Annotated in this window: 27 protein-coding genes; 11 read left to right on the top strand and 16 right to left on the bottom strand. The window is 45.0% G+C overall.

The genetic code is table 11. From position 1 onward, the window contains the following. Positions 1-47: 47 nt before the first annotated feature. From WA279_RS14345 to WA279_RS14325, 5 genes are all read right to left on the bottom strand, one after another. The gene (locus WA279_RS14345) at positions 48-1,037 is read right to left on the bottom strand and encodes a glycosyltransferase family 2 protein (protein WP_003244113.1); all 990 of its coding nucleotides are present in this window, start codon (positions 1,035-1,037) and stop codon (positions 48-50) included. A gap of 231 nt (positions 1,038-1,268) precedes the next feature. Continuing rightward, positions 1,269-2,129, bottom strand: coding sequence for an epoxide hydrolase EphM (gene ephM / locus WA279_RS14340; protein WP_336155762.1), 861 nt, complete (start codon positions 2,127-2,129; stop codon positions 1,269-1,271). Continuing rightward, positions 2,116-2,448 carry an SdpC immunity protein SpdL gene (gene spdL, locus WA279_RS14335; protein WP_336155761.1) on the bottom strand — a complete coding sequence of 111 codons (333 nt, stop codon included), beginning with the start codon at positions 2,446-2,448 and terminating at the stop codon, positions 2,116-2,118. The genes ephM and spdL overlap by 14 nt, the downstream gene beginning before the upstream one ends. An 84-nt stretch (positions 2,449-2,532) precedes the next feature. Further along, on the bottom strand, positions 2,533-3,051 hold the full coding sequence (locus WA279_RS14330; RefSeq protein ID WP_336155760.1) for an SH3 domain-containing protein: 519 nt from the start codon (positions 3,049-3,051) through the stop codon (positions 2,533-2,535). 144 nt (positions 3,052-3,195) lie between these two features. Next, a complete protein-coding gene (locus tag WA279_RS14325) occupies positions 3,196-3,465 on the bottom strand; it encodes a YfhJ family protein (protein WP_003243789.1) in 270 nt (89 codons plus the stop codon). A gap of 124 nt (positions 3,466-3,589) precedes the next feature. Here WA279_RS14325 and WA279_RS14320 point away from each other — a divergent pair, with 124 nt between their 5' ends. Next, positions 3,590-3,742 (top strand): small, acid-soluble spore protein K, encoded by a 153-nt coding sequence (locus WA279_RS14320; RefSeq protein WP_003223241.1) that lies wholly within the window; start codon positions 3,590-3,592, stop codon positions 3,740-3,742. 31 nt (positions 3,743-3,773) lie between these two features. Here WA279_RS14320 and WA279_RS14315 read toward each other — a convergent pair whose 3' ends face one another. The 3 genes from WA279_RS14315 to recX all read right to left on the bottom strand — a co-directional run bounded on the left by WA279_RS14315 (position 3,774) and on the right by recX (position 6,220). Next, positions 3,774-4,967 carry an MFS transporter gene (locus tag WA279_RS14315; protein ID WP_336155759.1) on the bottom strand — a complete coding sequence of 398 codons (1,194 nt, stop codon included), beginning with the start codon at positions 4,965-4,967 and terminating at the stop codon, positions 3,774-3,776. Between the two features lie 142 nt (positions 4,968-5,109). Next, complete coding sequence (locus WA279_RS14310) at positions 5,110-5,424, bottom strand: YfhH family protein (protein WP_049140592.1); 315 nt, start codon at positions 5,422-5,424, stop codon at positions 5,110-5,112. A 1-nt stretch (position 5,425) separates the two neighbouring features. Continuing rightward, complete coding sequence (gene recX / locus WA279_RS14305; protein ID WP_336155755.1) at positions 5,426-6,220, bottom strand: recombination regulator RecX; 795 nt, start codon at positions 6,218-6,220, stop codon at positions 5,426-5,428. Between the two features lie 88 nt (positions 6,221-6,308). Here recX and WA279_RS14300 point away from each other — a divergent pair, with 88 nt between their 5' ends. The 3 genes from WA279_RS14300 (at position 6,309) to WA279_RS14290 (ending at position 7,643) form a co-directional block, all read left to right on the top strand. Then, positions 6,309-7,220, top strand: a complete 912-nt coding sequence (locus tag WA279_RS14300; protein ID WP_336155753.1) for a TIGR01777 family oxidoreductase — start codon at positions 6,309-6,311, stop codon at positions 7,218-7,220. Between the two features lie 54 nt (positions 7,221-7,274). Further along, entirely contained in the window at positions 7,275-7,385 is a 111-nt protein-coding gene (locus WA279_RS14295; protein WP_003223230.1) for a YfhE family protein, read from the top strand. A 66-nt stretch (positions 7,386-7,451) separates the two neighbouring features. Then, complete coding sequence (locus WA279_RS14290) at positions 7,452-7,643, top strand: YfhD family protein (RefSeq protein ID WP_003233561.1); 192 nt, start codon at positions 7,452-7,454, stop codon at positions 7,641-7,643. Between the two features lie 38 nt (positions 7,644-7,681). Here WA279_RS14290 and WA279_RS14285 read toward each other — a convergent pair whose 3' ends face one another. The 4 genes from WA279_RS14285 to WA279_RS14270 all read right to left on the bottom strand — a co-directional run bounded on the left by WA279_RS14285 (position 7,682) and on the right by WA279_RS14270 (position 11,379). Next, positions 7,682-8,266, bottom strand: coding sequence for a nitroreductase family protein (locus tag WA279_RS14285; RefSeq protein ID WP_003243940.1), 585 nt, complete (start codon positions 8,264-8,266; stop codon positions 7,682-7,684). A gap of 87 nt (positions 8,267-8,353) precedes the next feature. Then, positions 8,354-9,235 carry a PhzF family phenazine biosynthesis isomerase gene (locus WA279_RS14280; RefSeq protein WP_336155751.1) on the bottom strand — a complete coding sequence of 294 codons (882 nt, stop codon included), beginning with the start codon at positions 9,233-9,235 and terminating at the stop codon, positions 8,354-8,356. A gap of 114 nt (positions 9,236-9,349) precedes the next feature. Then, positions 9,350-10,381: a FecCD family ABC transporter permease gene (locus WA279_RS14275; RefSeq protein WP_336155750.1), complete on the bottom strand. Its 1,032-nt coding sequence runs from the start codon at positions 10,379-10,381 to the stop codon at positions 9,350-9,352. Then, positions 10,378-11,379 carry a FecCD family ABC transporter permease gene (locus tag WA279_RS14270; protein WP_003233570.1) on the bottom strand — a complete coding sequence of 334 codons (1,002 nt, stop codon included), beginning with the start codon at positions 11,377-11,379 and terminating at the stop codon, positions 10,378-10,380. Before WA279_RS14270 ends, WA279_RS14275 begins: the two co-directional genes overlap by 4 nt. Before the next feature lie 130 nt (positions 11,380-11,509). On the opposite strand from WA279_RS14270, the gene WA279_RS14265 reads away from it, so the two are divergent. Further along, complete coding sequence (locus WA279_RS14265; protein WP_088325471.1) at positions 11,510-12,487, top strand: ABC transporter substrate-binding protein; 978 nt, start codon at positions 11,510-11,512, stop codon at positions 12,485-12,487. A gap of 18 nt (positions 12,488-12,505) precedes the next feature. Here WA279_RS14265 and mprF read toward each other — a convergent pair whose 3' ends face one another. Further along, complete coding sequence (mprF, locus tag WA279_RS14260) at positions 12,506-15,076, bottom strand: bifunctional lysylphosphatidylglycerol flippase/synthetase MprF (RefSeq protein ID WP_336155746.1); 2,571 nt, start codon at positions 15,074-15,076, stop codon at positions 12,506-12,508. Between the two features lie 171 nt (positions 15,077-15,247). Here mprF and WA279_RS14255 point away from each other — a divergent pair, with 171 nt between their 5' ends. Next, positions 15,248-15,730, top strand: coding sequence for a MarR family transcriptional regulator (locus WA279_RS14255; protein ID WP_003233577.1), 483 nt, complete (start codon positions 15,248-15,250; stop codon positions 15,728-15,730). Between the two features lie 112 nt (positions 15,731-15,842). Further along, positions 15,843-17,399, top strand: coding sequence for an MFS transporter (locus WA279_RS14250; protein ID WP_336155744.1), 1,557 nt, complete (start codon positions 15,843-15,845; stop codon positions 17,397-17,399). Here WA279_RS14250 and bstA read toward each other — a convergent pair. Continuing rightward, a complete protein-coding gene (gene bstA, locus WA279_RS14245; RefSeq protein ID WP_336155743.1) occupies positions 17,396-17,932 on the bottom strand; it encodes a bacillithiol transferase BstA in 537 nt (178 codons plus the stop codon). The two genes, WA279_RS14250 and bstA, sit on opposite strands and share 4 nt — an antisense overlap. A gap of 124 nt (positions 17,933-18,056) precedes the next feature. Between bstA and WA279_RS14240 the strand changes: the two genes are divergently transcribed. Both WA279_RS14240 and WA279_RS14235 read left to right on the top strand, forming a co-directional pair. Continuing rightward, entirely contained in the window at positions 18,057-19,310 is a 1,254-nt protein-coding gene (locus WA279_RS14240) for an MFS transporter (RefSeq protein ID WP_336155741.1), read from the top strand. Then, on the top strand, positions 19,276-19,893 hold the full coding sequence (locus WA279_RS14235) for a TetR family transcriptional regulator (RefSeq protein WP_327828925.1): 618 nt from the start codon (positions 19,276-19,278) through the stop codon (positions 19,891-19,893). Before WA279_RS14240 ends, WA279_RS14235 begins: the two co-directional genes overlap by 35 nt. Before the next feature lie 35 nt (positions 19,894-19,928). Here WA279_RS14235 and WA279_RS14230 read toward each other — a convergent pair whose 3' ends face one another. Beyond that, entirely contained in the window at positions 19,929-21,017 is a 1,089-nt protein-coding gene (locus WA279_RS14230; RefSeq protein ID WP_336155738.1) for an acyltransferase family protein, read from the bottom strand. A 217-nt stretch (positions 21,018-21,234) separates the two neighbouring features. Then, positions 21,235-21,867 (bottom strand): esterase EstB, encoded by a 633-nt coding sequence (gene estB / locus WA279_RS14225; protein ID WP_251188104.1) that lies wholly within the window; start codon positions 21,865-21,867, stop codon positions 21,235-21,237. 277 nt (positions 21,868-22,144) lie between these two features. Here estB and padR point away from each other — a divergent pair, with 277 nt between their 5' ends. After that, a complete protein-coding gene (padR, locus tag WA279_RS14220) occupies positions 22,145-22,693 on the top strand; it encodes a transcriptional regulator PadR (protein WP_187954522.1) in 549 nt (182 codons plus the stop codon). Between the two features lie 49 nt (positions 22,694-22,742). After that, positions 22,743-23,345, top strand: a complete 603-nt coding sequence (locus WA279_RS14215; RefSeq protein ID WP_336155735.1) for a GNAT family N-acetyltransferase — start codon at positions 22,743-22,745, stop codon at positions 23,343-23,345. The last annotated feature ends 33 nt before the right edge of the window (positions 23,346-23,378 follow it).

Raw genomic sequence — 23,378 nt, 5'->3', positions numbered from 1 at the left:
AGATAATAGACACGCAAAAAAAGCACTGCCAATGGCGCTTGGTATTTTCAGTGCATTTTTGTCAGACGCCGCATGCTTTTTAATTCGTTCGTTTCAGGCAGGTCTTTGTTCGGGATATTCGCTTCTTTGATCAAATAATGCGGGCGTTTTTTTGTTTCATAATAGATTCGGCCGATATATTCGCCTATAATTCCGAGGCTTAACAGCTGTACTCCGCCGAGAAATAACACTGCTGAGATAATGGTGAAATACCCAGGCACAGAAATACCGTTAGTCAGAATTTTAACGAATGTGGCAATGATATAAATGATGGAAAGCAGCAGGATGAAAATGCCTGTATAAAAACATAATCTCAGCGGCTTATGATTAAATGAAACGACGCCGTCCATTCCGTAGTTAAACAGACTGCTGAACGACCATTTGGAGGTGCCGTTTTTTCGTTCGACATTTTCATAAAATACAATTTTCTGATCAAAGCCAATCCAGCAAAAAAGGCCTTTTGAAAAGCGGTTTCCTTCGCTCAGCTTCAAAAGTGCATTCACAGCTTGGCGGCTTAACAATCTGAAGTCACCGACACCGTCACGCAAATCGACCTCCACCGCTTTATTAATGAACTTGTAATACATAGATGATAAGAGTGAGCGGACAAAGCTGTCCCCTTTTCTGTTCCTTTGGGCAATGACTTGGTCATACCCTTCTTCGTAGCCTTTGATAAATTCCTTCAGCAAATATGTCGGATGCTGCAGATCGGCATCCATTACAATAACCGCCTCGCCCTGAACATGCTCAAAGCCCGCCAAAATTGCGGCTTCTTTTCCAAAGTTTCGAGAAAAAGATATATATTTTACCCGGCTGCACGTCGCTGCCAAGTCTTTGATCTGCTGAAGCGTGTCATCAACACTTCCGTCGTTTATGAAGAATATTTCATAGTCATAATGAATGTTTTTAAATTCCTTTTTTAAAGATTCATGAATGAGTTTGACATTATACCCTTCATTGTAAGACGGGATAATAATCGAGATTAATCCTTGCTTCATTAAGGCACCTTCTTTTTATTATTCTTTTTAAGTATTGCCTTAGGGGAGTTTTACACAAATCTTCAGTAAGGCTATTCCTTTTTTTAAAGTCGTTTAAACCTGTTTTTTGTTACAATTTTATGGTGACATTCATGATTTTTAATGTTATTTTGTCATGTTTAAAACAGACTATGAAAAAAACGCACAAAAAAAGTCTGCCATTATGACAGACGGATGGAGAGAAATTTTGGCTTATTGGTTCTTAAGATATTCCAAAATCAGCTGATTGACGATGGCTGGCTTTTCGTGGTTAATCCAATGGGAAGCTTCATCAACAAAGATGAGATGTCCATTCGGGCAATGCCTTTCCGTCTCTTTCGCAAGTTTTCTGCTCAAAAAGCGGTCTTCCATTCCCCAGATCATTCGGTAAGGTACTGTTTCGTAAGAGGGTTTCTCTGCCAAGCTTCCTTTTCTGATGGCTCTGTACCAGTTCAGCATAGCTGTCAGCGCGCCCGGCTGTTTCCACGCTTCTTTGTACCTGCTGACATCCTCGGATGTAAAAAGCGCGGGACGGTCGGATAATCCAATCGCTTTATCTAATGTTTCATAATCATTTTCCCTTAGTGATGCCTCCGGTATATCGGGGAGCTGGAAGTATGCGATATACGAGCTTTTCAGCCATTGCGGCGGATAAAGCGGCGTTACGGTTTTCATGACGTGCGGGTGCGGGATATTAATCGCGATCAGTTTTTCAAGATACTCCGGGCGTGTGGAAGCCAAATGCCATGCAACAGCCCCTCCCCAGTCATGCCCGATGACAATTGCTTTTTCATCAGTGAATTGCGTAATGAGCCCGATGATATCATCTCTTAATGTATCAATCCGATACGAATCAATTCCTTCCGGTTTGTCACTGAGATTGTAGCCCCGCTGATCAGGAGCAATGACCCGGTAACCCGCATCAACAAGCGGTTTGATTTGATTTTTCCAGCCGTACCAAAACTCAGGAAATCCATGGAGCAGGACAATTAACGGGCCGTCTTCCGGTCCTGCGGATGCAACGTGGAGCGTGATTCCGTTCGTATTGACAAACTGGCATTTAACTCCGTCCACTTCTATCTCCTCCTTGACTGTGCGTCATGATTTTCAGCCTTTTCTCCGTCAGCATAAATGTTACGGCACAGGCGGCAATCAGCATGATAAGCTGAAGAAAAAACAAGTTTGATCCCAGCAGCAAACCCATTCCCGCAATCACCAAGCCTGACAGGATCATTAATGATGCACTGTAACGGTTCGCTTCATTCCATAATCTTTGATCTGACATTGAGCGTCTCGTTCTGTATCCGTACACACTGTTGATCGATTTGGGAGGAAACAGTTTGATCAGTATGCCCGCAATGATCATAAGCCCTCCGCCGACTAAACCCGTCATATCATCATCTCCTTTCTCATTGTTACGTGCAGAAAGAAGAAATGTTTCATGCATAGGCAAAAAGACAAGCCTCGGCCTGCCTTTTTATCGCATTTGTAAATCCTTTGTGTGAATATAGCCTTTAACTCCGCCATAATCCACGAACGCCCAAGTGAAGTCAAATCCGCCGTTTTCACTGAATCCCCACCCGAGTATTGTCACCTCTGTTCCAGATGAGAGCTGCTTAGCTTTTCCATTTTCGGGCGTCGGTGCATAGAAGGCTGTCTGTTTCGTTGTTTTCGCTTGGCTTGCGGTTTTCATTAAAAAGTGGGTTGAAATATACGCTTTTTTTCCTTTGAAATAAATTTGAGCCCAATCGGCATTTACAAATCCATAGACTTTTACTTTTTGTTCTGATGATACAGTGCCGAGAATGTCACCTTTATGATTTGGCTCAGTCCGGACATTCAGCTTTCCTGTTTTTATGATGTAAGAATCGGATGATGGCATGCTGACAGATATGTCGTGAAGGGGCGCAGCTTTTGCTGCGGGAGCGGAATGAAGTGCTGTCAAACCCAGTCCTGCGGCAGCTGTTAAAGCGAGCATTACTTGTTTCTTTTTCATATAAAGCTCCTCCTCGCATTTTGACAAGATATAAGTGGTATTCCCTGATTGACAGACTGGTGAAACATGTTTTGTTTATGATTTCTTCCTGTTAAGGTAATTTTAAGAAAATGAAAAAACCTGCCGGTCGTTAACGGCAGGTTTTTAATGCAAAAGGCCTCTGCTTTGATTTAAGTAATCATTCACGTCGTTACGGGAGCTTTGAAAAAGGTGGAGCTGGCCGCCATAGTTTTCAATCCATTGTGTGACGATTTTTTCAGTCATTTTTTCACCTTGATAGGCGTGTCCGGCTTTTGCATAGGTTGCTTCGAAATCGCTCCATAACAATTCCACCCACGTTTTTGCCTGTATATAGCTGATCATCTCGTTCTTTTCCAGAAGCAGATTAGTCAGTTTCTCAATGTACATATTCATGTGTGCAGTCTCCTTTCTTCAGGAAAAAAATAACGCTTTATTACGTGGTGTTCTCCATATACTAACCTTACGTCTTCATCTGGAAAGACGCAACTTTTTGATCTCGAATCTAGGGGGATATGACATGGTCCGAAATAAAGAAAAAGGATTTCCTTACGAAAACGAAAACAAATTTCAGGGTGAACCGAGAGCAAAGGACGACTATGCTTCAAAGCGTGCTGACGGATCTATCAATCAGCATCCTCAAGAAAGAATGAGAGCCTCAGGCAAACGGTAAAGAAGAACAGCTGCATACACTGCAGCTGTTTTTACCCTTTATTGACTTGATATTCGTAGACGCTCTTCTTTTCTGATAAGTGTGCGAAGGTAGAAAGCACAAGTCCGCATGCAGTCATAAGCGCACCTCCTGCAAACAGCCAGGAATAAGAGCCTGTTCCGTTTAAAATCATTCCCCCGATCCATGCACCAAGGGCATTGGCAAGGTTAAATGCTGATACGCTGACAGCTGCGGCAATGGTTGTGCCGCCCTCAGATGAGGAAATGACCTTTGTTTGCAGAAGAGGCGGCGTGCCGAATGCGCATGCCCCGAATAGGAACGTTGCCACAATGGCTGCAGCCGGGTAAATGGCGATGTAAGGAAATACAGCCAGAACACCGATTAAACCGATCATTACGCCGATCATCGTCCGAGTCAGCAAAGGCAGCGGTACTTTTCCCGCAAAGAAATTCCCGGCAACGCCTCCCAATCCATACGCAAAGAGAGCACCTGTAATGCCAACCGTGCTGAATCCGGCTGAATGCCTTAAAATGGGTTCGATAAAGGTGTAGGCGATAAAGACACCGGAATAGCCTAAAATGGTAATCGCGAAGGAAAACAGCACTTGTTTGTGTTTAAAAACCCCCCACTCATTCATAAGCATTGGGATCACTTTTGGTTTTCTGTTCGGCACGGCAGCCATAAGGCCTAAAAATCCGATGACACCAAGTGCCGTAATGATGGAAAACACCGCTCTCCAATTCAAGACATCTCCGAGATAAGAGCCGAATGGAACACCAAGCATTAGAGCCACTGTCAGTCCGCCGTTCATTGAAGCAGCAGCTGCAGCACGCTTTTCCGGCGGAACCATTTCACTTGCGAATACCATGGCAATCGCGAAGAAAGCGCCGTGAATGGACGCAGATAAAATTCTAGAAATGGCCAATACCGCAAAATTCGACGCCAGTGCGCTCATCAGGTTTGAAAGGATAAAAACCGCCATCAGCCCAAGAAGCACAGGCTTTCTCGGAAGCTTGACGGAAATGATGGTGACGAGCGGTCCTGTCAAACAAACGCTTGCCGCATAAGCCGTAACAAGAAGCCCTGCGGATGAAACCTGTATATGAAAGTCATTGGCAATCGACGTCAAAATACCCATCACCGCGTATTCTGTATAGCCGATTGAAAATGTACAAATCATAAGAACAAATATAATAAATTTTACAGATGGGTTTTTGATACTCAACGTCATCGCCTCCTTTGATTTTAAAAAACAACGAGTTTCATCTTAAAAGATTTTTCAAGTCAATTCAATGATTTTTTCTTTAAGAATTCGTGTAAATGTGCTGCAAACAAAAAGAGGCTGATCATCAGCCTCCTGTTACGCTTTATTCTTTTTCTTGCAATACTGAGATTGGCAGCGCTTCCTCTTGCTGAGGGGAAGAGGTTCTGTATCCCCATGCGAAAACGCCATTTAAATAACTGATGGTAAACTCGTCCTCAGTGTCTTCCACACGATATGTTTCTCCCGGTGAGTAATCTTCCGGGTTCAGTAAATATGCTTTTGCCATCGTAATTTTCCGTTCGAGCACTGCCAGTTCGTTTATGATTCCATGCTGTTCGGCTTTTCTTGCTTTTTCAGAAAGTAATGCGATTTCGGTATTGAGTTCGTGCGGTGTCATTTGGCTGTATCGTTTCTCCATTTCAGTACTCCTCTTCCTGCAGTAATTGCTCGATTAAATCGAGTGAGAATCCTTTGCGGAATAAAAATTGTTTGACCTTCATGGCGCTTTCATATGAGCCGTCGTAGCGGTATTTTCTAAACGCTTTTTCCGCGTGAAGGCGCAGCGCTTCTTTCTCTGTGTCTTCATCATTTTCATATTCAATCTGATCCATCGCCGCGCTGATAACATCAAATGAGAAGCCCTTGCGCTGAAGCTGCAGCTGGGCGCGCTGTTTGAGTTCTTTCGTCGAAAGCTTTTTATCTTTTTTGAGAAGCTTTTCAACATGCTTGACCGCTTCTCTTGTCTGATCTTCAAAGGAAAAGGAACTTAGCGCCTCCTTAATTGTATCGTCATCAATTCCCTTCGCTCTTAGCTCTCTGAACAAAACATCAGGGCCTTTTCCGTTTGTTTTTTTGTGAGTGCTGACATAGGCTGCGGCAAATTCCTGGTCGTTTAAGTACTTGTAATCGTTAAGCCTATGGATGACTTCCGCAATGACGGGGGGCGAGGTTTCTTTTTTCTTTAAGTGGTCCTCGACCTCTTTCGTCGACCGCATTCGAAAGGATAAAAAGTCAAGCGCACGGTTGAAGCCTTTCTTCACTTCATCGCCGTATTGAATCTCAATGATGTCAAGATCATCGAGTTCTTTTCCCTTCTTGAGCTCAAATTTCACGAGCACATCCGCGTCCACGCTGAAGGCGTATTTATCATCCAGAAAAATATTGAAGCGTTCCGTATTCTTTTTTTGTGTTGATATTTTTGTAATAAACGGCATCTTAATCTCCCTTCTCAGGCCTGAAACGCGTTTTCTTTTATTACAATGAGGTAAAGTATATTTATTAGAACGATGAGGAGAGATGTTCATGAATATCGCAATGACGGGCGGAACCGGTTTTCTCGGCCAGCATCTGACAGGCGTTCTTACCCGCCAGGGACACCATGTTTATATTTTATCAAGAAACGCAAGGGAAACTGAACAAAAAAATATGACATATGTCCAATGGCTGACGGAAGGAGCCGCCCCGGAGCAGGAACTTCCTCATATTGATGTCTGGATAAACCTTGCGGGAAAATCGATTTTTGGCCGCTGGACAAATAAAACAAAGCAGCACATTCTCTCCAGCCGTATCAATGCGACGCGTGAAGTGCAGCGGCTTATTCAGAAACAGAAGGAGAAGCCGAAGACATTGATCCAAGCCAGTGCCGTGGGCATTTACGGCACAAGCCTTGAGAAAACTTTCACAGAGGATTCTGCAACGTCAGATGAGGATTTTCTCAGCCATACTGCACACCTGTGGGAAAAGGAAGGACAGCATATTGAAGCGATGGGTATCCGGACGGTTTATGCAAGATTTGGCGTGATGCTTGGAGAAAAAGGCGCTCTACCGCTTATGGTGCTCCCCTATAAGTTTCTGGCCGGCGGAACGATTGGAACGGGAAGGCAGTGGCTGTCATGGATTCATGTCGAGGATGCGGCCCAGATGATCCGATATGCGGTGGAAAATGCCGGCATCTCAGGCCCAATGAATGTCACCGCGCCCAATCCTGCGGACATGGAGCAATTCGGAAAAGCGATTGCACGGGTGAAGCACCGCCCGCACTGGCTCCCCGTCCCGGAATTCTTTTTATCAAAAGCATTGGGTGAAATGAGTCTTTTGATTGTGAAAGGACAGCGCGCTCTTCCTAAAAAAGCGATAACCTCTGGATTTCGTTTTACATATTCGGATCTTGAATTTGCACTCTCACAGCTGATAGCGGACCGAAAGACTGTATAAAAACAGCAGGAAGCGTCAACCTTAAGAATAACATGGTTGAAGGAGGTCCTTTTTATGGAAAAAAAGAGGGAGAAGCACCAGCAAGGCGCCAACCTGAAAAAAATGCAGGAAGTTCTTTATTCAGGCGAATTTAAAAAAGCGGAAAAAGCTGCTAAGCGAAAGTAGGAATACATAGCCCCTTAAAACCAAATACTATCTTTGTTTGATATCACTTTTTAGGGGGAATTTGATATGGGCAGAAATCATATCCACAAAAACCGTGATAAAAACAAACAAAAGCTTCCACAAGTTCCCGATGCATTAAAAAGGGAAACTGACGGCGTTTACGAAGAATATTCAACCGAGCTTGCTGATGCAGATGACCGCGAAGCGCAAGAGCGTGCGAAAGCAGCCGACAACAGAGCGAAAAAGAAATCTCGTTAATGAAAAACCCCTTGTCTCCGTTTGAGACAAGGGGTTTTTTACATTTCAGTGAACCGGTCGCGGATCGGTGTGCGTTTTTTCACTTCCGGCGCCTCGTCAGGATAACCTGTTTGTATGATGGCGGCGAAACGCTCATTATCCTGCAAACCAAAGGCCTGATGGACTTCTTTGTCATAAAGGATTTTTCCGCTTTTCCAAACCATGCCGATTCCTTTTTCCCAAGCAAGAAGCTGAAGATTTTGAATCAACGAGCTTGTTGCCGCAAAATCGTCGTCCCGCGCTCTTTCGTTTTCATCTTCCTGAAACACGACGAGGAGAAATCCCGGAACACGCCCAAGTGTGTTTTTGAAATTTTGAAGCTTTTCCTCTGTCATATCCGGCTTGGATTTCTTAGAGAACGCTGCAAATGTATTGATGAGGTTCGCTTTACCTGTCTCACTGGAAACGTAAATAAATCTCCATGGCTCTGTCACTCTGTGATTTGGCGCATATTTTGCCGTTTCAAGCATGTCAAGAATGACTGCTGAAGGTACTGGCTCTTGTTTAAACTTTCGAATCGATCTTCTGCTGCGTATGATGTCCCGCAGTACTGAATGCTGATGTATTTGTTCGGTTTGAGGCATACCGTCTCACCTTCCTATGCAATTGAAAATGATTATCATTTCATAATGATAACGGAAAGTGCATCTTTTTGTAAACCATCATCCGTATTAGATTTTAAGAATACGGGTTTCTGAGTAAACGGCTGTTCCTGTCATGTTCACTTTCACATGGCCGCCGGCTTCGTTCACTTCGATCTCCACTTTTCCGTCTTTACCAATTTCCTGCCCTTGTTCAATGATAAATTTATGCTGCTTGGCATTGCCGTATTGTTTCATATAAGCCCCCATCACGCCGGATGCTGTGCCGGTCACGGGGTCTTCAATCGTTCCCGAATACGGGGATGAAAAGTGGCGTCCGTGCAGGTCGCTGTCGGGATGAACGGTTTCAAAGGTAAACGGATGGACTGAAGCTTTTGGCAGATCAATTAACACTTCCGGAAATTGTTTGTTATCTGGCACCATTTTTTTGGAAGCCTCCAATGATTTAAGCGGAACGATGGCTGTCCATATGCCAGTGCTGCCAAACACAATCGGAAGGTCTTCATGAAAATCCTCTTCGGTGATACCCAGTGCGTCCGCAAGTTTTTTCCGATCGCCTGTAAATGGTTTGAATTGCGGAGAGGCCTGTTCAAGCGTGATATGAATACGGCCATCTTTTTCAGAAATCTTCACAGGCAGGATACCCGCTTTCGTTTGGATGCTGTACGTTTTACCGCTCTCCAGCATTCCTTTCTCACATAATGCGTAAAGAGAAGCAACTGTCGCATGACCGCACAAATTCATTTCGTGTCCAGGGGTAAAGTAACGGAGTTCAAGATCGGCCGACTCGCTTTTTCGGATAAAGGAGGTTTCTGAATACCCGGCACGCTCAGCTATGATCTGCATCTCGTCTTCCGTATAATCGTCTCCCTGCAAAACGACGCCTGCGGGGTTTCCTTTGCCGGGACTGCTTGTAAATGCTTCATATTTTAATACCTCTGCTTCTTTCATTCATCTGCCGCCCTTTCTTTATCAATGTCTTTGTCAGTATAGCAAAAATAATTACGAATCTTCAGTCATTATCAAAAAAACCCATTTTCTTTTTTAAGAAAATGGGTGTAACGATTAAGAATTTCTTGTTTTATAGAGCAAATAAATAAAATAAGGGGCGCCGATAGCCGCTGTAAAGACGCCGGCCGGCACTTCCACCGGAGCAAATAAGGTTCTGCCGACGATATCAGCTGTTAAAACGAGCAGAGCTCCAATAAGTGCCGACGCTGGGAGTAGGGCGCCATAAGATGAACCGACAAGCCGTCTTGCAATATGGGGCGCCATCAGCCCGACAAAACCGATTGTGCCGGCAACTGAAACTGCACAACCAGTAAGAGCCGTACTCAAAAGGAGCAAGAAAAAACGATTTCGCTGCACAACGCTTCCTGCACCCGCCGCAATATCTTCACCCAGCACCTGTATATTCATATTTTTTAGCGCGACAAAACAAATGAATAAGAGAATGACAGATAAGATAATAGCTATTTTTACATGCTGCCAGTTTGACCCATAAACTGACCCAGTGATATATACATTGGCTTGTGATGCCCGGTAAATCGGGCCTTTGATCATCAGCAGGGTAGTCATCGCCTGCGCCGACATTGAAAATCCGATTCCGATAAGCACCAGCCGAAATGTGGAGGCGCCATTTTTGTATGCCAGTAAATAGACGATGAGCCCGACAGCCGATGCGCCGATAAATGCGGCTGCTGGAAGCCATGACAGACTGATCGTAAGTGAACTGCTGCGGTCTGAGAAGAACATCATTAAAAGCACGACCGCTACCGCCGCTCCTCCTGTTATTCCGATAATATCCGGAGATGCGAGAGGGTTTCTGACGAGCCCCTGCAATATCGCGCCTGCCGCTGCCAGACAGACGCCGGCGCATAAAGCGGTCAAAATTCTTGGCATGCGGAACGACATGATCATCAGTTCATCCAGCTTGGAACCTGCACCAAAGAATGTTTTTGCTACATCCCAGGGAGGAATAAACCTTTGTCCGAGACCTGCGCTTATGATGAGTACAGCAGCTGTTAACCCCAGTAAAACCAAAAAGACGATCCACGCTTTCTTTTCAGCCGCAGTAACGCCAAAACGAAGTTTCATAGCTTCGCCCCCCTTCTTGCGATGTACACAAACACAGGCATTCCGATGATGGCGGTCATGACCCCGACAGGAACTTCCTGAGGCATAATGATATATCGCGCACCGATATCCGCGCAAACAAGCAAAATGGCACCCAAAACAGCGGAAAATGGCAGAACCCAGCGATAATCATTACCAACGACAAAGCGGGCAAAATGCGGAATAATGATGCCAATAAAAGAAATCGGCCCGGCAATGGCGACAGCGGACCCTGCAAGCATGACAACACAAAGCGCCATCACAAATTTCAGCAGGCCTGTTTTTTGGCCGAGTCCTTTTGCCACATCTTCTCCCATAACGAGGAGATTAATTTTTTGGCCGAGAAAGAAGCAGATTACCAGCGCTGCCGCTGCATATGGAAACATCGTCATCAACAGATCCAGACTCCGGCCCTGCACAGAGCCAGTCAGCCAAAAAAGCACCTGGGCAAGCTCGAGTTCGTTGACAGACAGCAAGCCCTGTGTCAGAGAAGAAAACATGGCTGCCATGGCAGCTCCCGCCAGCGTCAGTTTGATTGGCGTCAGCCCTTCCCTCCCAAGCGAGCCTGCTGCATAGACGATCGCGGCGGTAAATGCTGCCCCTAGAAACGAGCTCCATACTAATGCCTGAGGTGACTGAATATGCAGAAAAAACGATCCGGCAACAATAAAAAAACCTGCACCGGCGTTAATTCCGAAAATCCCCGGTGACGCAAGCGGATTTTTTGTGAGCGCCTGCATGAGAGCGCCCGCGGCTGCCAGCGAGGCGCCGACGACTGTCGCAACCAAAGCGCGCGGAAGCCTGACATCCTTGATGATGACATGCTCATTTGTTCCATTGAAGGAAGTAAACGCCTGATAGACCTGTCTCCATGACGTACCTGTATAGCCATACACGACGCTTGCGCAGACAGCCGCCAGTAAAATGAAAATCAGACATACTAACACAATCCATTTTGAAGATGCCTTTTTGCAGATCATGATCTAATTCTCCTAGTTATTTACTATGTAATGTTTGTTTTTGAGAATAATCCTCAATTAGGGATTGACACTCTTAACACTGCTTATTATGATCTAAATGATAATGAATTTCAATATTGGGAGGAAAAAGATGAAAAAGCATATCAGCATGCTATTCGTATTTTTAATGGCCGTTATGGTACTTTCTGCCTGTAATAGTTCAGAAAGTTCAAGCAACAGCGAGGGGTCAAGCAGCAAAACAAGAACGGTCAAACATGCAATGGGGACATCAGACAACATTCCCGCCAATCCAAAACGGATTGTTGTTTTAACTAATGAAGGAACAGAGGCGCTCTTAGCGCTTGGCATTAAGCCGGTCGGAGCCGTAAAGTCATGGAAGGGCGACCCGTGGTATGACTATCTGAAAGATGACATGAAAGGTGTTAAAAACGTCGGTCTTGAAACGGAACCGAATGTGGAAGCCATCGCAGAATTAAAGCCTGATTTGATCATTGGAAACAAAGTGCGCCAGGAAAAAATTTATGATCAGTTAAATGCGATTGCGCCGACTGTTTTCGCTGAATCTTTGGCCGGGAACTGGAAGGATAACCTGACTCTATACGCCAACGCGGTGAATAAGGCGGACAAAGGCAAGGAAGTCATTGCCGATTTTGATAAACGCGTTTCTGATTTAAAAAACAAGCTGGGCGACCAGACAAACAAAACCGTTTCTGTCGTACGCTTTTTATCCGGTGAGTCAAGAATCTATTATACCGATTCATTCCCTGGGATTATTTTAGACCAGCTTGGCTTCAAACGCCCTGAAAAACAAGTAGAACTGTTCAAGAAACAAAAGGACCAATTTACGTTCTCAACCGACAGTAAAGAATCTATTCCTGATATGGATGCTGATGTGCTGTTTTATTTCACTTATAAAGCCGATAATGCAAAGGAAAATGAAAAATGGGCCAATCAGTGGACAAGCAGTTCACTATGGAAAAACCTAAAGGCTGTGAAATCAGGTAATGCACATGAAGTCGATGACGTCGTGTGGACAACCGCAGGCGGAATTAAAGCCGCAAACTACCTGCTTGATGATATTGAAACCTACTTCTTAAAAACGAAATAAAAAAAAGACTCCGTCTTATTAGACGGAGTCTTTTTTGCTTTTGCCAATCAGACGTGTAACGAGGAACATGGTGACAGAAAGAGATCTGTTTTTCCGATACGCCAAGTATTTCCCTCGCCACTCCGGTTTGTATTTTTCTTTAAAGGCTCTTAGGCCGCTGAAGCTGTACATGTATCTGACATTATTAAAAATGACAGCGGCAAACCTTTCGGACCAGAAGGATGTAAAGGCAGTGCCAACATTGGCCAAGGGTGCCATTCCCATATTAAAAGACGTGCAGCCCTCTTCCTTTGCCCATAAAAACATGCGGATGAACAATGCGTCCATAATGCCATTTGGAGCGTCGCCGCGATAGCGCATTAGGTCAACCGATATCTCTCCCTCCTGGTACATCGGCATGACATTTGCGAATGCAACGATCTCTCCTTCTGCATTTTTCATATAGGCGATCGGCGCTTTCTGTAAATAGGAAGGATCAAAAAATCCGAGCGAGAATCCCTTCTCCTTTTTCGAGCCGAGCCATTCGTCTGAGATTTGCTTCAGCTCCTCCAAAAACGCATCAGAAAATGGGGGATGATCCACATGGAAAGTATACTCCTCCCGCTCAAAGCGGTTATTGATTGCCCGAAGGCCGGCTTTTTTCTTCCCAGTCAAGGTAAATGTATTTAAATCTACATATGCTTCCTCGCCAAGTTTAAAGAAGTTGTAGCCAAAATCGTGATACAGCGCCATGTCCTCTCGTTCAATTTGATAGAACAAAACACTGAATCCCTTCTGATGCGCTTCGTTCAGAAATTCTTCCAGCACGAGCGGGAATGATTCTCTTTGGCCAGACGGATCGCCGAGCACGACCAGCCTTCTGGCGATTTTCCCGAATAGAAGCAGTGCATTCCCATCACTGGAAAAATAAAACCGCTTATCTCCAAGAAAACCAAGATGGCTCAGCGCGTTGCCGCCTTTTTCATTGAGAAACGCAGCAAGACGCTCAGGGTCAGCTTTCTCTCCGATCGGTTTCGTTCTCTTATGATAGACCACTGTAAATATCAAGAAGAACAGTGGCACAATGATGATCGCCATGATGGTTGCATGTGTAATATGCGAGGTGCTGTGGACGAAATATTCGTGACGCAGCACCTTCTTCATCCGGTCCCAAATAAAGCCCGCGATCAGATTGTAGTTAAAGAGCGCCACAGTAAACAGCGCCACAGCGAATATCAATTGTCCCAGTGTATAGGATGCCTGTTCGCGGACAAATTGTTTTTTCAATAGCACAAGCAATACGATAATCATCGGCAGTACGAATATCGCGCTGATGTTAAGCCCTTTTAAAAAGCTGAACACAAAGCCGCCGACAAGCGCTGTAATGGCCATCGTATAGGAACGTTTTGTCCGTTTATAAAGCTCGATAGGCAAAATCAGCAGAATGAGCGCTGAGCTTAAGGACAGGCCGTTGAACAGCAAAAGCGCCGGGCGCGGAATGTGCGGTATAACCGTCAGCCTGTCAATCGGCAAGGAAACTGAGGCCAGGACAATCAGACCTGCTACGAACACAATAAGGGAAAGCGAGCCTTGCAAAATTCTCACTAATACCGCACGCTGAACAACAAGCAGAACGTTTGTCGTCTCAATTGCCGGTGCGATGCGCGGGTTCGTTTCAAGCCGCTTCATTGTATTTTCCGTCAGGTCGCCTGCGGCAAAGAACAGTCCCAAGATAAATGGGATAAATGAATAGGCGAGCCTGTACAACACAATAGAAGTAACGATGGCCTCCTGATGATAGCCAAGCTGCTCCATCCCCAGCAAAAATAAAAGGTCAAACGAGCCGAAGCCGCCCGGCACGAGGCTGATCATTCCTCCGATCGCCGCAATGACGAACACCCCGAACACATACCTGATATCTGCATGAATGCCCATAGCGAACAAAGCAAAATAGATGACGATCCCGGCCATGAGCCATTCAACAACTGAAGCTCCAATATATGCGAAAATCGGATTTTTCACTTTATCCGCATTCTCTTCGTCCCCAGCTTTGCGGTCTTTTATTTTGGACACCGCCAAAGACAGCGGCAATATCAGCGCAAAACCGATAACGACCGCCCATAGCCAAGGCTTTTCATGAATCACTTCATCCACTGGCAGCACTCTCGCAGCGACGAAAATGCTGAAAACAGATAATCCGAGCAGCATAGATGATGTGAGCCAGGCGATTCCTTTCACGAGTGCCTTATGGTCTTTCGTATGCTCCTTATAGAACATCATTCTTAACCCGACTCCGGCTAAACCGCCGAAGCCCAGCACATTATTAAATGAATTGGCGATCCAGGAAACCCTGAATACTTTTCCGTTTGTGATCGATAGGCGCAGTGAGTATTTCAGGACGTAATCATACAGCGACATAGCCGCAACAGCCAGCAAGCCGATCAACACAAGCATGAATAAGTCCGTTCGTTCCAGTCCGTTGATGACCATGAGCGTACGTTTGAATGACAGATTTGTCAGTTCTTTTTTCGATTGATAAATAACAAATAGCAAAACAGCAATAGGAAAAACGATTTTTAATATTGATATAGCATTCTTTTTATTCAGCAATGGTCTCTCCAATCATATTCTAGTTCGATCCTCTCCCCCAATAATCTCCAACTCATTATACACTACCGTTATTTTTCGGACAAAGTCCCGCATGCGGTTTCTGCTCACTTTCTTTCAGGTATGAAAATCGAGTAATATGGTAAGAGGAGTGAATGATGAGGAAGTGATGAAATGGAATATAATTTACACGATACAACAGTATTAAACGAAAACATTCTTTCATCGGAGGAACGGGAAATATGGGTGCTCTATATGAAAGTCTTAACTTCCGCCGGGCTCGGTGATGTGTCCGAGTGGATGAAGCTGGATATGAGCATGCCGCAAATGAAGGTGCTGATGCTATTAAACAACCATGGAACATTGAAAGTGAGCGACATTGCTGAAAAAATGGGGGCTTCCCTGTCCAATACAACTGGGCTGCTTGACCGGCTTGAAAAATCAGGATTTGTCAAACGCTCACATTCTGAAGAGGACCGCCGCTCTGTAGTTGTTCAGTTGACAGAGAATGCGAAAAAGATTTTTCGGGGTTTGTATGAAAAAGGCCACCTGAAATTGAAGCGTTCATTAGAGCTGCTGTCCCCTGAAGAAAAGCAGGCTGTTTCCGAAGGGCTGTCTATCCTTTCAAGAGCATTAGAGAAAGCGAAAAAAGAATAAATCTGTAAGTCTGTCATCCGCAAACTGCGGGAGCAGGCTTTTTTTATTTGACATTTAGTTCATTTAAAATGAATAATATATTTTGAGTGAATCAAAAAAGGGGTTGATGAATATGTCTGAAGCATTAACAGAGCAGAAAGGCCAAAAGTGGGCGATCAGCCTGTTTACAATTGGTGTATTTATGGCTGCGCTAGATAACGGAATTATTTCAGCTGCCTTAACAACGATAAACGAGTCGTTTTCCGTTTCTCCTTCCTGGGGATCATGGGGCATTACCCTTTATACGCTTGGTCTTAGCGTCAGTGTGCCAATCGTCGGAAAGCTTTCCGACCGCTACGGCAGAAAAAAACTCTTTCTCATTGAGGTTTGCCTGTTCGGACTTGGTTCTTTGCTTGTTGCTTTGAGCCAAAGCTTCCCGCTCTTTCTGATATCGCGGCTGATTCAGGCGCTTGGAGGCGGCGGGATTTTCATCATCGGCAGCTCTCACATTCTCGCGACTCTCCCAAAGGAAAAACAGGGGAAGGCCCTTGGGCTGCTTGGCGCAATGAACGGGATGGCCGCTGTGCTCGGGCCAAATATCGGAAGCTTTCTGCTTGATTGGACCGGGTCTTGGCATTGGCTATTTTTGATTAATTTGCCGATTGCCGTGCTATTGGTTGTTTTCGGCGCATACTTTATCGCGGAAACAAAAGCACCTGAAGCTAAGCGCCTCGACACGGCCGGTATCTTCCTTCTATCCCTGTCGATTTTAGCCGTGATGTACGGCATGACGAACCTTGACGGGGCAAATCTCTTACACAGCTTGGGGAATCCGGAGGTTTATGGATGTATTATTTTTGGCATACTTTGTTTTGCAGCGCTTATCTCGTATGAAAAGAGAGTTGAAATGCGAGGAGGCGATCCCATTTTGGCGTATTCTCTGCTGCGAAACCATATGTTTCAGCGCACGCTTATCATCGGTTTGTTATCCGGGGGGCTCTTGGCGGCAGTCATTTTTATCCCGTCATATGTCGAGCAGTATTTAGGTGTCCCTACCGCAAAAGCAGGCTATTGGATGACACCGCTTGCGTTGGCTTCCGGAATCGGCGCTTGGCTTGGCGGAGCGCTTACCGACAAAAAAGGTCCTGTAAAAACCGTTATTCTTTCGGGAATCATCTCATGTGCGGGGTTTGCTTTATTTCCGCTCTGGGTGACGGAAAAATGGGAGTTTGTAATCGCTAGTGTAGTCGCTGGCATCGGTTTTGGCTTTCTGTTAGGCGCTCCGCTGAACGTCCTTGTATCAGAAGCGGCAAAAACAAATAAGGGTACAGCTCTTGGCACGCTTTCATTAGTAAGACAAATTGGACTGACCTTGGCGCCTACTCTTTATGCAGGTTTTATCACAGCCGGGTTTGACCAAATAGGTGATGAGATCAGCAGCCGCTTATCGGACAGCGGATATTCAGAAAAGGCGATGCAGATGATTCCGGAGATCGACAGTTCTGATGTTTCTTCTTTACAAGAACAAATCGAACGCATTCCCGTTCCTGAAGTCAAAACCGTGATAAGCGACGCCATTCATGCGAGTGTCGCCAGCGGCTATGATCATTTATATGTAGCGGCTGCTGTGATCTCACTTCTGGTGATTGCTGCTATCAGTATTCCGGCTTTCCGCCGGCAAAAGCGTTAAGACCACCCCATCCGTCTGGAAAGCTCCGTAATATGAGCGATATGGTGATGTGAGTGCCAGACATACAGGCCGAGCGCGTTCTCCAGATTAATGATTTCCTTTGTATCAGGGTGATAAAATCCGCGCTTAAATTGCTGATCCGTCAAAGTGCGGAGCAGAGCCGTCCATCTTCCGTGAAGCTCCTGCAAAAGCGCGAGTGAGCCGCTCGGATCTGCCGTTTTCGAGTCTTTTAGCTCCGACCATGCTTTTTCATCATACGGACGGATAGCCGGTGTCTCTTCCGTCAAGCTCAATTTAAAACGAATATAGCTGTTCATATGACTGTCAGCCAGATGATGAATAACTTGCCGAACGGTCCATCCACCGTCCCGGTACGGTGTGTCAAGCTGGCTGTCCGTCATGCCTTCTACGGCTTGCTTCAGTTGGACAGGCACTTTTTCAAGGGCTTGTATCCATTCATCTTTTTGCTCCTTCGATATGGATTCCCTCGGCTTGTATTCTCCTATTGGGTAGCTTAGGTTGTCTGTTGTCATGCATGTTCCCCCTTCTATTCAAGCTTCTCCTTTATTTTACAAGAAAAAGATTGTATATTGTGTCTTTTTCCCATACAATAAAAAAACGACACTAGTGTCATTTTAATAATCAGGAGGATGAATCATGGAAAAACCGTTGTTTCGCAATCAAAAAGGACTGATGACACTGTTAGCCTCGCAAACCATTTCTTCACTTGGAGACTGGCTTCACATTTTGGCCGTGCTAACATTAGCCGCTTTTCAGCTTCATGCTTCTCCATTAGATATGTCGCTTTTAATGATGTCGTTTGCTTTGCCTGTCATTGTACTCGGACCTGTATCGGGTCTGCTTGCCGACCGTTTTGACAGAAAAACGATCATGCTTCTGTCTGAAATCGGACGTGCCCTCACCGTTATCAGCTGCGTTTATGTCAGTGAGCTTTGGCAGCTTTACGTATTGCTATGCCTTCAGAGCTGTTTTTCTTCACTTTTTTCACCTGCTAAAAACGGAAAGCTTAAGGAATTGGCTCCGGAAGCACACATTCAGCAGGCTGTTTCCGCCAGCAGCATCATTGATAACAGTGCAAAAATCTTCGGCCCTGCCCTTGGCGGCATGCTGATCGCTGCTGTCTCTATACATTCTGTTTTCTATATTAACGCCGGCGCCTTTCTTCTTTCCGCTGTCATTTTGTTTTTCCTCCCCAAAGATGCTTTTTTACAAAAAGCCAATACACCTCAAGAAAAAACATCAGCACTTGCTTCTATTAAAGAAGGCCTTCAGTATTTGAAACGGATGCCGCTGCTTTTAACAGGTTTACTCACAGCTTGCGTCGTTCTCTTTGTTTTGCAGATTGGTGATTCCCAGGCTATCATTCTTATCCGTTCTTTTTCAGGCGCTCCGCCTGAGCTTGCAGGCTGGTGCATGGCCGTCAGCGGAGCCGGCATGCTCCTTACGGCGGCAATTGCCGGCAGACGGCGAATCACCTCTTATTTGCTTTATTTCTCAGCTGGGACCTTTCTGCTTGGACTAGCAACTGGAGGCGTGCCATTTCTGAGCGGAATGGGAATTGCCGGCATTGCTCTTTTTATTTTCGCTTTTTTCATCATGGGAGCGGCTTTTGGTCTGGTCCATATTCCATTTCAAATTCTCGTGCAAACAACAGTGCCGGTTGATTACAGCGGCAGGGTGTTTGGCGCCATTCAGAGCGCGACAACCCTCGCCTCCATCCTCGGCATGGCGGGCGGGGGCGTGCTGGCGGAATGGATCGGTGTTTCACTTGCTTTTCTTGTCTGTGGCTGCTTGCTGATCATGATTGGGTTGATTACACTTATAGGTAAGAAAGTTTCAGAAAGCAGGCGATATCTTGTCACCGAAAGTAACAAAGGAGCACAAGGATAAACGGCAGGCAGAGATTTTAGAGGCTGCCAAAACGGTTTTTAAACGAAAAGGATTCGAATTAACGACAATGAAGGACGTTGTGGAAGAATCAGGTTTCAGCCGAGGCGGTGTCTATCTTTATTTTTCAAGCACTGAGGAGATGTTTCGCCGCATTATTGAAACAGGGCTGGATGAAGGACTCCGAAAGCTTGATAAATCAGCTGAACACCAAAGTGTTTGGGCCGCCATTTCAATCTATTTGGACGAACTGACTGAGGGTCTGCGTGATGTAGCAGATACGCTGGCGCCGGTGCAATTTGAATATTTAGTGACAGCTTGGCGCAATGAAGAACGTAGGCAGTACTTGGAGAATCGGTATGATCTTTTTGTGGAAAGGTTTTCAAGGCTATTGCAAAAAGGGATCGATCAGGGAGAGTTTCAGCCGGTTCAGCCTATTGCGACTATCGCCAAGTTTTTCCTCAATATGAATGACGGCATCATTCAAAACGCCCTGTATTTCGATGAAGAAAAGGCTGATGTATCTGGACTTGCTGAGTCTGCAAAACTATATTTAAAAACAGTTCTGCAAGCGGATGAGAAGTAAAGAAACGCGGCAGGAGCCCTCCTGCCGCTTGCTTTTCACCCTGCGTGATCACGCACTTCGACTGTTACCTTCTTCTGTTTTGGCTGATAAATTTTCCCCACAAATAAATACCCGTATTTGAATTTATTCAGTGCCCACGAGGTCAGAATCGGGCCGGCTGTGCACACGGCAAACAACAGGAGAACAGCTGGTACGGCAGGAATTTCGGGCATATTCAAAAGCAACACGTAGCCTATAATCATAAAATAGGCATGAAGCAGATAAATCGAAAAGGAATAGTTGCTGATAAACATCATGATTTTCGGCACATGCTTCATTTTGGAAAACAAGTGAAAACACAGGAAAATCATGCTTGTTGAATACAGCATGATATCAGGCCGCTTCGAGCTGATCATGCCGATTTCACCCACATAAGAAACAGTGACAACCAGCGCCCCAGAAGCAATTGCGGCGCCGTACACCACCCAGCGGTATTGGTTCAGCAACGCTAAAAAACGCTTGTATTCTTTTCCGCAATAGTAGGCTAGACAAAAGTAGAAAAGCCAGCCTGCGAACGGAACCCAGAAGAACGGAAATGCCCCTCCCTCTTCAGAAGCAGGAGCCGGGCTGGCTGCGGAGAAATAGCCTAAATAAGCGGCTGTCACCACAAATGAGATAGACAGCACCCATTTCGGCGATGCTTTTTTCAAATACCCATGAAACAGCATATGCAGCATGTAAAATTGAAAGATGACGAGAATGAAGTATCCGATAAAGTTTCCTAAGAATACGTTCGCCAGATATTTTTGCACAAACGCGAGAAAGGTTACCTCTCCCCCCATCGCACTGGTCATCAGCAGCGCATCGATGGCCGCGATAAATAAAAAAGGAACAAAAATCACTTTTCCCCGCTTCTTTAAAAAACCGTCAGGCACCCCATCAGGATAAGAACGGGCCAGTAAAAATTCAGAGATGAAAATAAAAGCGGGCGTGCTGAACATCAGGAGTGTGCGGAAAGAATCAACAGTGTGAGAAATATCTGCAAGAGCTTCTGCCTGAAGCATCAGGACCATTGAAATGATATGGAGCAAGACGACACTTAAGCAAGAAATGCAGCGGATCATAAAAATTTCTTTAATTTGCATAACAGCGCTCCTTTTATTTCAAATTGATAGAAACGATGGTTGTACCTTAACATGTCTGTTCTATTTGAAAAAGTGCCTGATGTCTTAAATTGACGTATGCATGATAGACTAAGGTCATAAACCCCTATGGCTTTTTGATGTATCTTTCTCAGACGAGATTGCTAGAAAAATGCAAAAAACCTGCCGTAACATAGACTGCAGGTTTTTTATGAAGATATTAATTTGTATTGAGGCCTCCGCCATTCAGCCCTTCTTTGATATAGCCGTTCACTTGGCTATTAGAGAGCAAGCCAATATGACCGATGCCATAAAGCTGGATGTTTCGCGCTCCTTGTAACCGAGACAAGCTATTGATGACAATTTGATCATTGAGACTGTAAATAGATGTATAGAGGATCTTTTGATTAGGATCTGTACCCGGCAGCGCGGTTGATGATACTAAACCATTAGCCCCTCCAAGCGTTACGACATTTTGAATCTTATTGCCCCCGCCTAAATATTTAATATAGTACAGCGTATTGGCGCCTCCCATACTATGAGCCACAATATCTACTTTTTTGGCCCCCGTCTCTTTTAAAACACGGTCAACATATGAAGCAAGCTGCGGGCCGTTATTTAGGTTGTTTCCTGTTTTATCATAAAAATCAATTGCGTACAGTTTGTTGCTTTGCCAGCCTTGAGAAATTAAGTAGTTTTTAATAGCGAAAAAGTTGTATGATGCACCACTTATTCCATGAACAAGAACGACAGGATTATGTACTGATTCAGCTTTTGCACTTGACGGCGGAGCGGCTAAAACAGATAGAATCAGCGATAAACAAATAATGAATGACATAAGTACTTTTTTCACGTTTATTCCCCCTTAAAATGTTCATACCACCAATTTCCTATTATACATAAAAAATCAATATAGTTAATATTTTTTCTGAAAATTAAATTTAAATCTCTTTTATATTATTGACGGAGATAAATCGGATACCTTCTGACAAAAATTTTATTTTCATTTCCAAAGAGCCCGGTTGTGTTCCCTTTCTCCCTTTTCTATAATAAGGGGAATAGGCAGTTAGGATCACAGATGAGCACGGTCTCATCTTTTTTGTGAAACAGCCATAGACATGGAGGATCGCATGAGAGTATTAAAATACGCCATATTAGGGCTTTTGCGAAAAGGCGAATTGAGCGGATACGATATTACTAGTTATTTTAAAGAGGAGCTCGGCCAATTTTGGAGCGCCAAGCACAGCCAGATTTACCCTGAGCTCAAAAAGCTGACGGATGAAGGGTTTATCACGTTCCGGACAACGATTCAGGGCACAAAGCTGGAGAAAAAGATGTACACCCTGACAGACAGCGGAAAGCAGGAGCTGCATGACTGGCTGATCCGCCACCAGCCGATACCCGAGACGGTAAAAGATGAATTTATGCTGAAGGCTTATTTCATTTCTTGTCTATCGCGCCAGGAGGCTTCTGATTTGTTCAAAGACCAGCTGCAAAAACGCCAGGCCAAGCTTTCTGACTTACAGGGAAGCTATGAAAAGCTTATGGCTTCAGCAGAGCCGATGTCATTTTCTTCACCGGACTTCGGCCACTATCTTGTGCTGACGAAAGCGCTGGAGCGGGAGAAAAATTACGTTTCATGGCTGGAATCAATTTTAGCTATGATAGATAAGGAATAACCGGGAGCGGCCTTCAGGCTGCTCCAATACGCAATGCGGGGGAAGAACGATGAATGTGACATTGCACGAATTAACAGGGGAACTGATTCGAGTGGTGCCGATGGACAAAAGCCATATTCAAGGTTTATATGAAGCGGCAAATGATGAAAACATCTGGACCCATTTACCGAAAACGATCACAACACTGCGTGGTATGGAGGCTTTGGTTGAGGAGGCGCTGCAAACGAAAGAAACAGGAACAGAATTTCCATTCGTGATTATTCATCGTAAGACTGGAAAAATGGTCGGCACGACACGGTTTCTGTATATGTCATCCGCTTCAAGGAGCCTTGAGATCGGCTGGACATGGTTTCATCCTTCAGTCTGGGGCACCTCGGTCAACACTGAATGCAAATATTTGCTGTTACAGTATTGCTTTGAACAGCTGAAGACGATTCGGGTGCAATTCAAAACGGATGAGAGGAACATCAGATCACAAAAGGCAATTGAACGGCTGGGGGCAGTTAAAGAAGGCATATTGCGAAACCAAATGATCAGAAAAGACGGAACATTCCGCAATTCGGTATTTTACAGCATCATCGACAGTGAGTGGCCATCCGTGAAACAGCATTTGGAACAGAGGCTGCAGCTGTCAGAAAAAGAAACAAAATAATTGCAATAATCATCTGTCCGAGGGACAGATGAT

Source organism: Bacillus sp. 204(2023), from assembly GCF_037027505.1.
In the GTDB taxonomy this organism is placed as follows: Bacteria; Bacillota; Bacilli; order Bacillales; family Bacillaceae; genus Bacillus; species Bacillus subtilis.
Note: the sequence above shows the minus strand (reverse complement) of the source record. Positions and strands in the feature narration are given on the sequence as shown.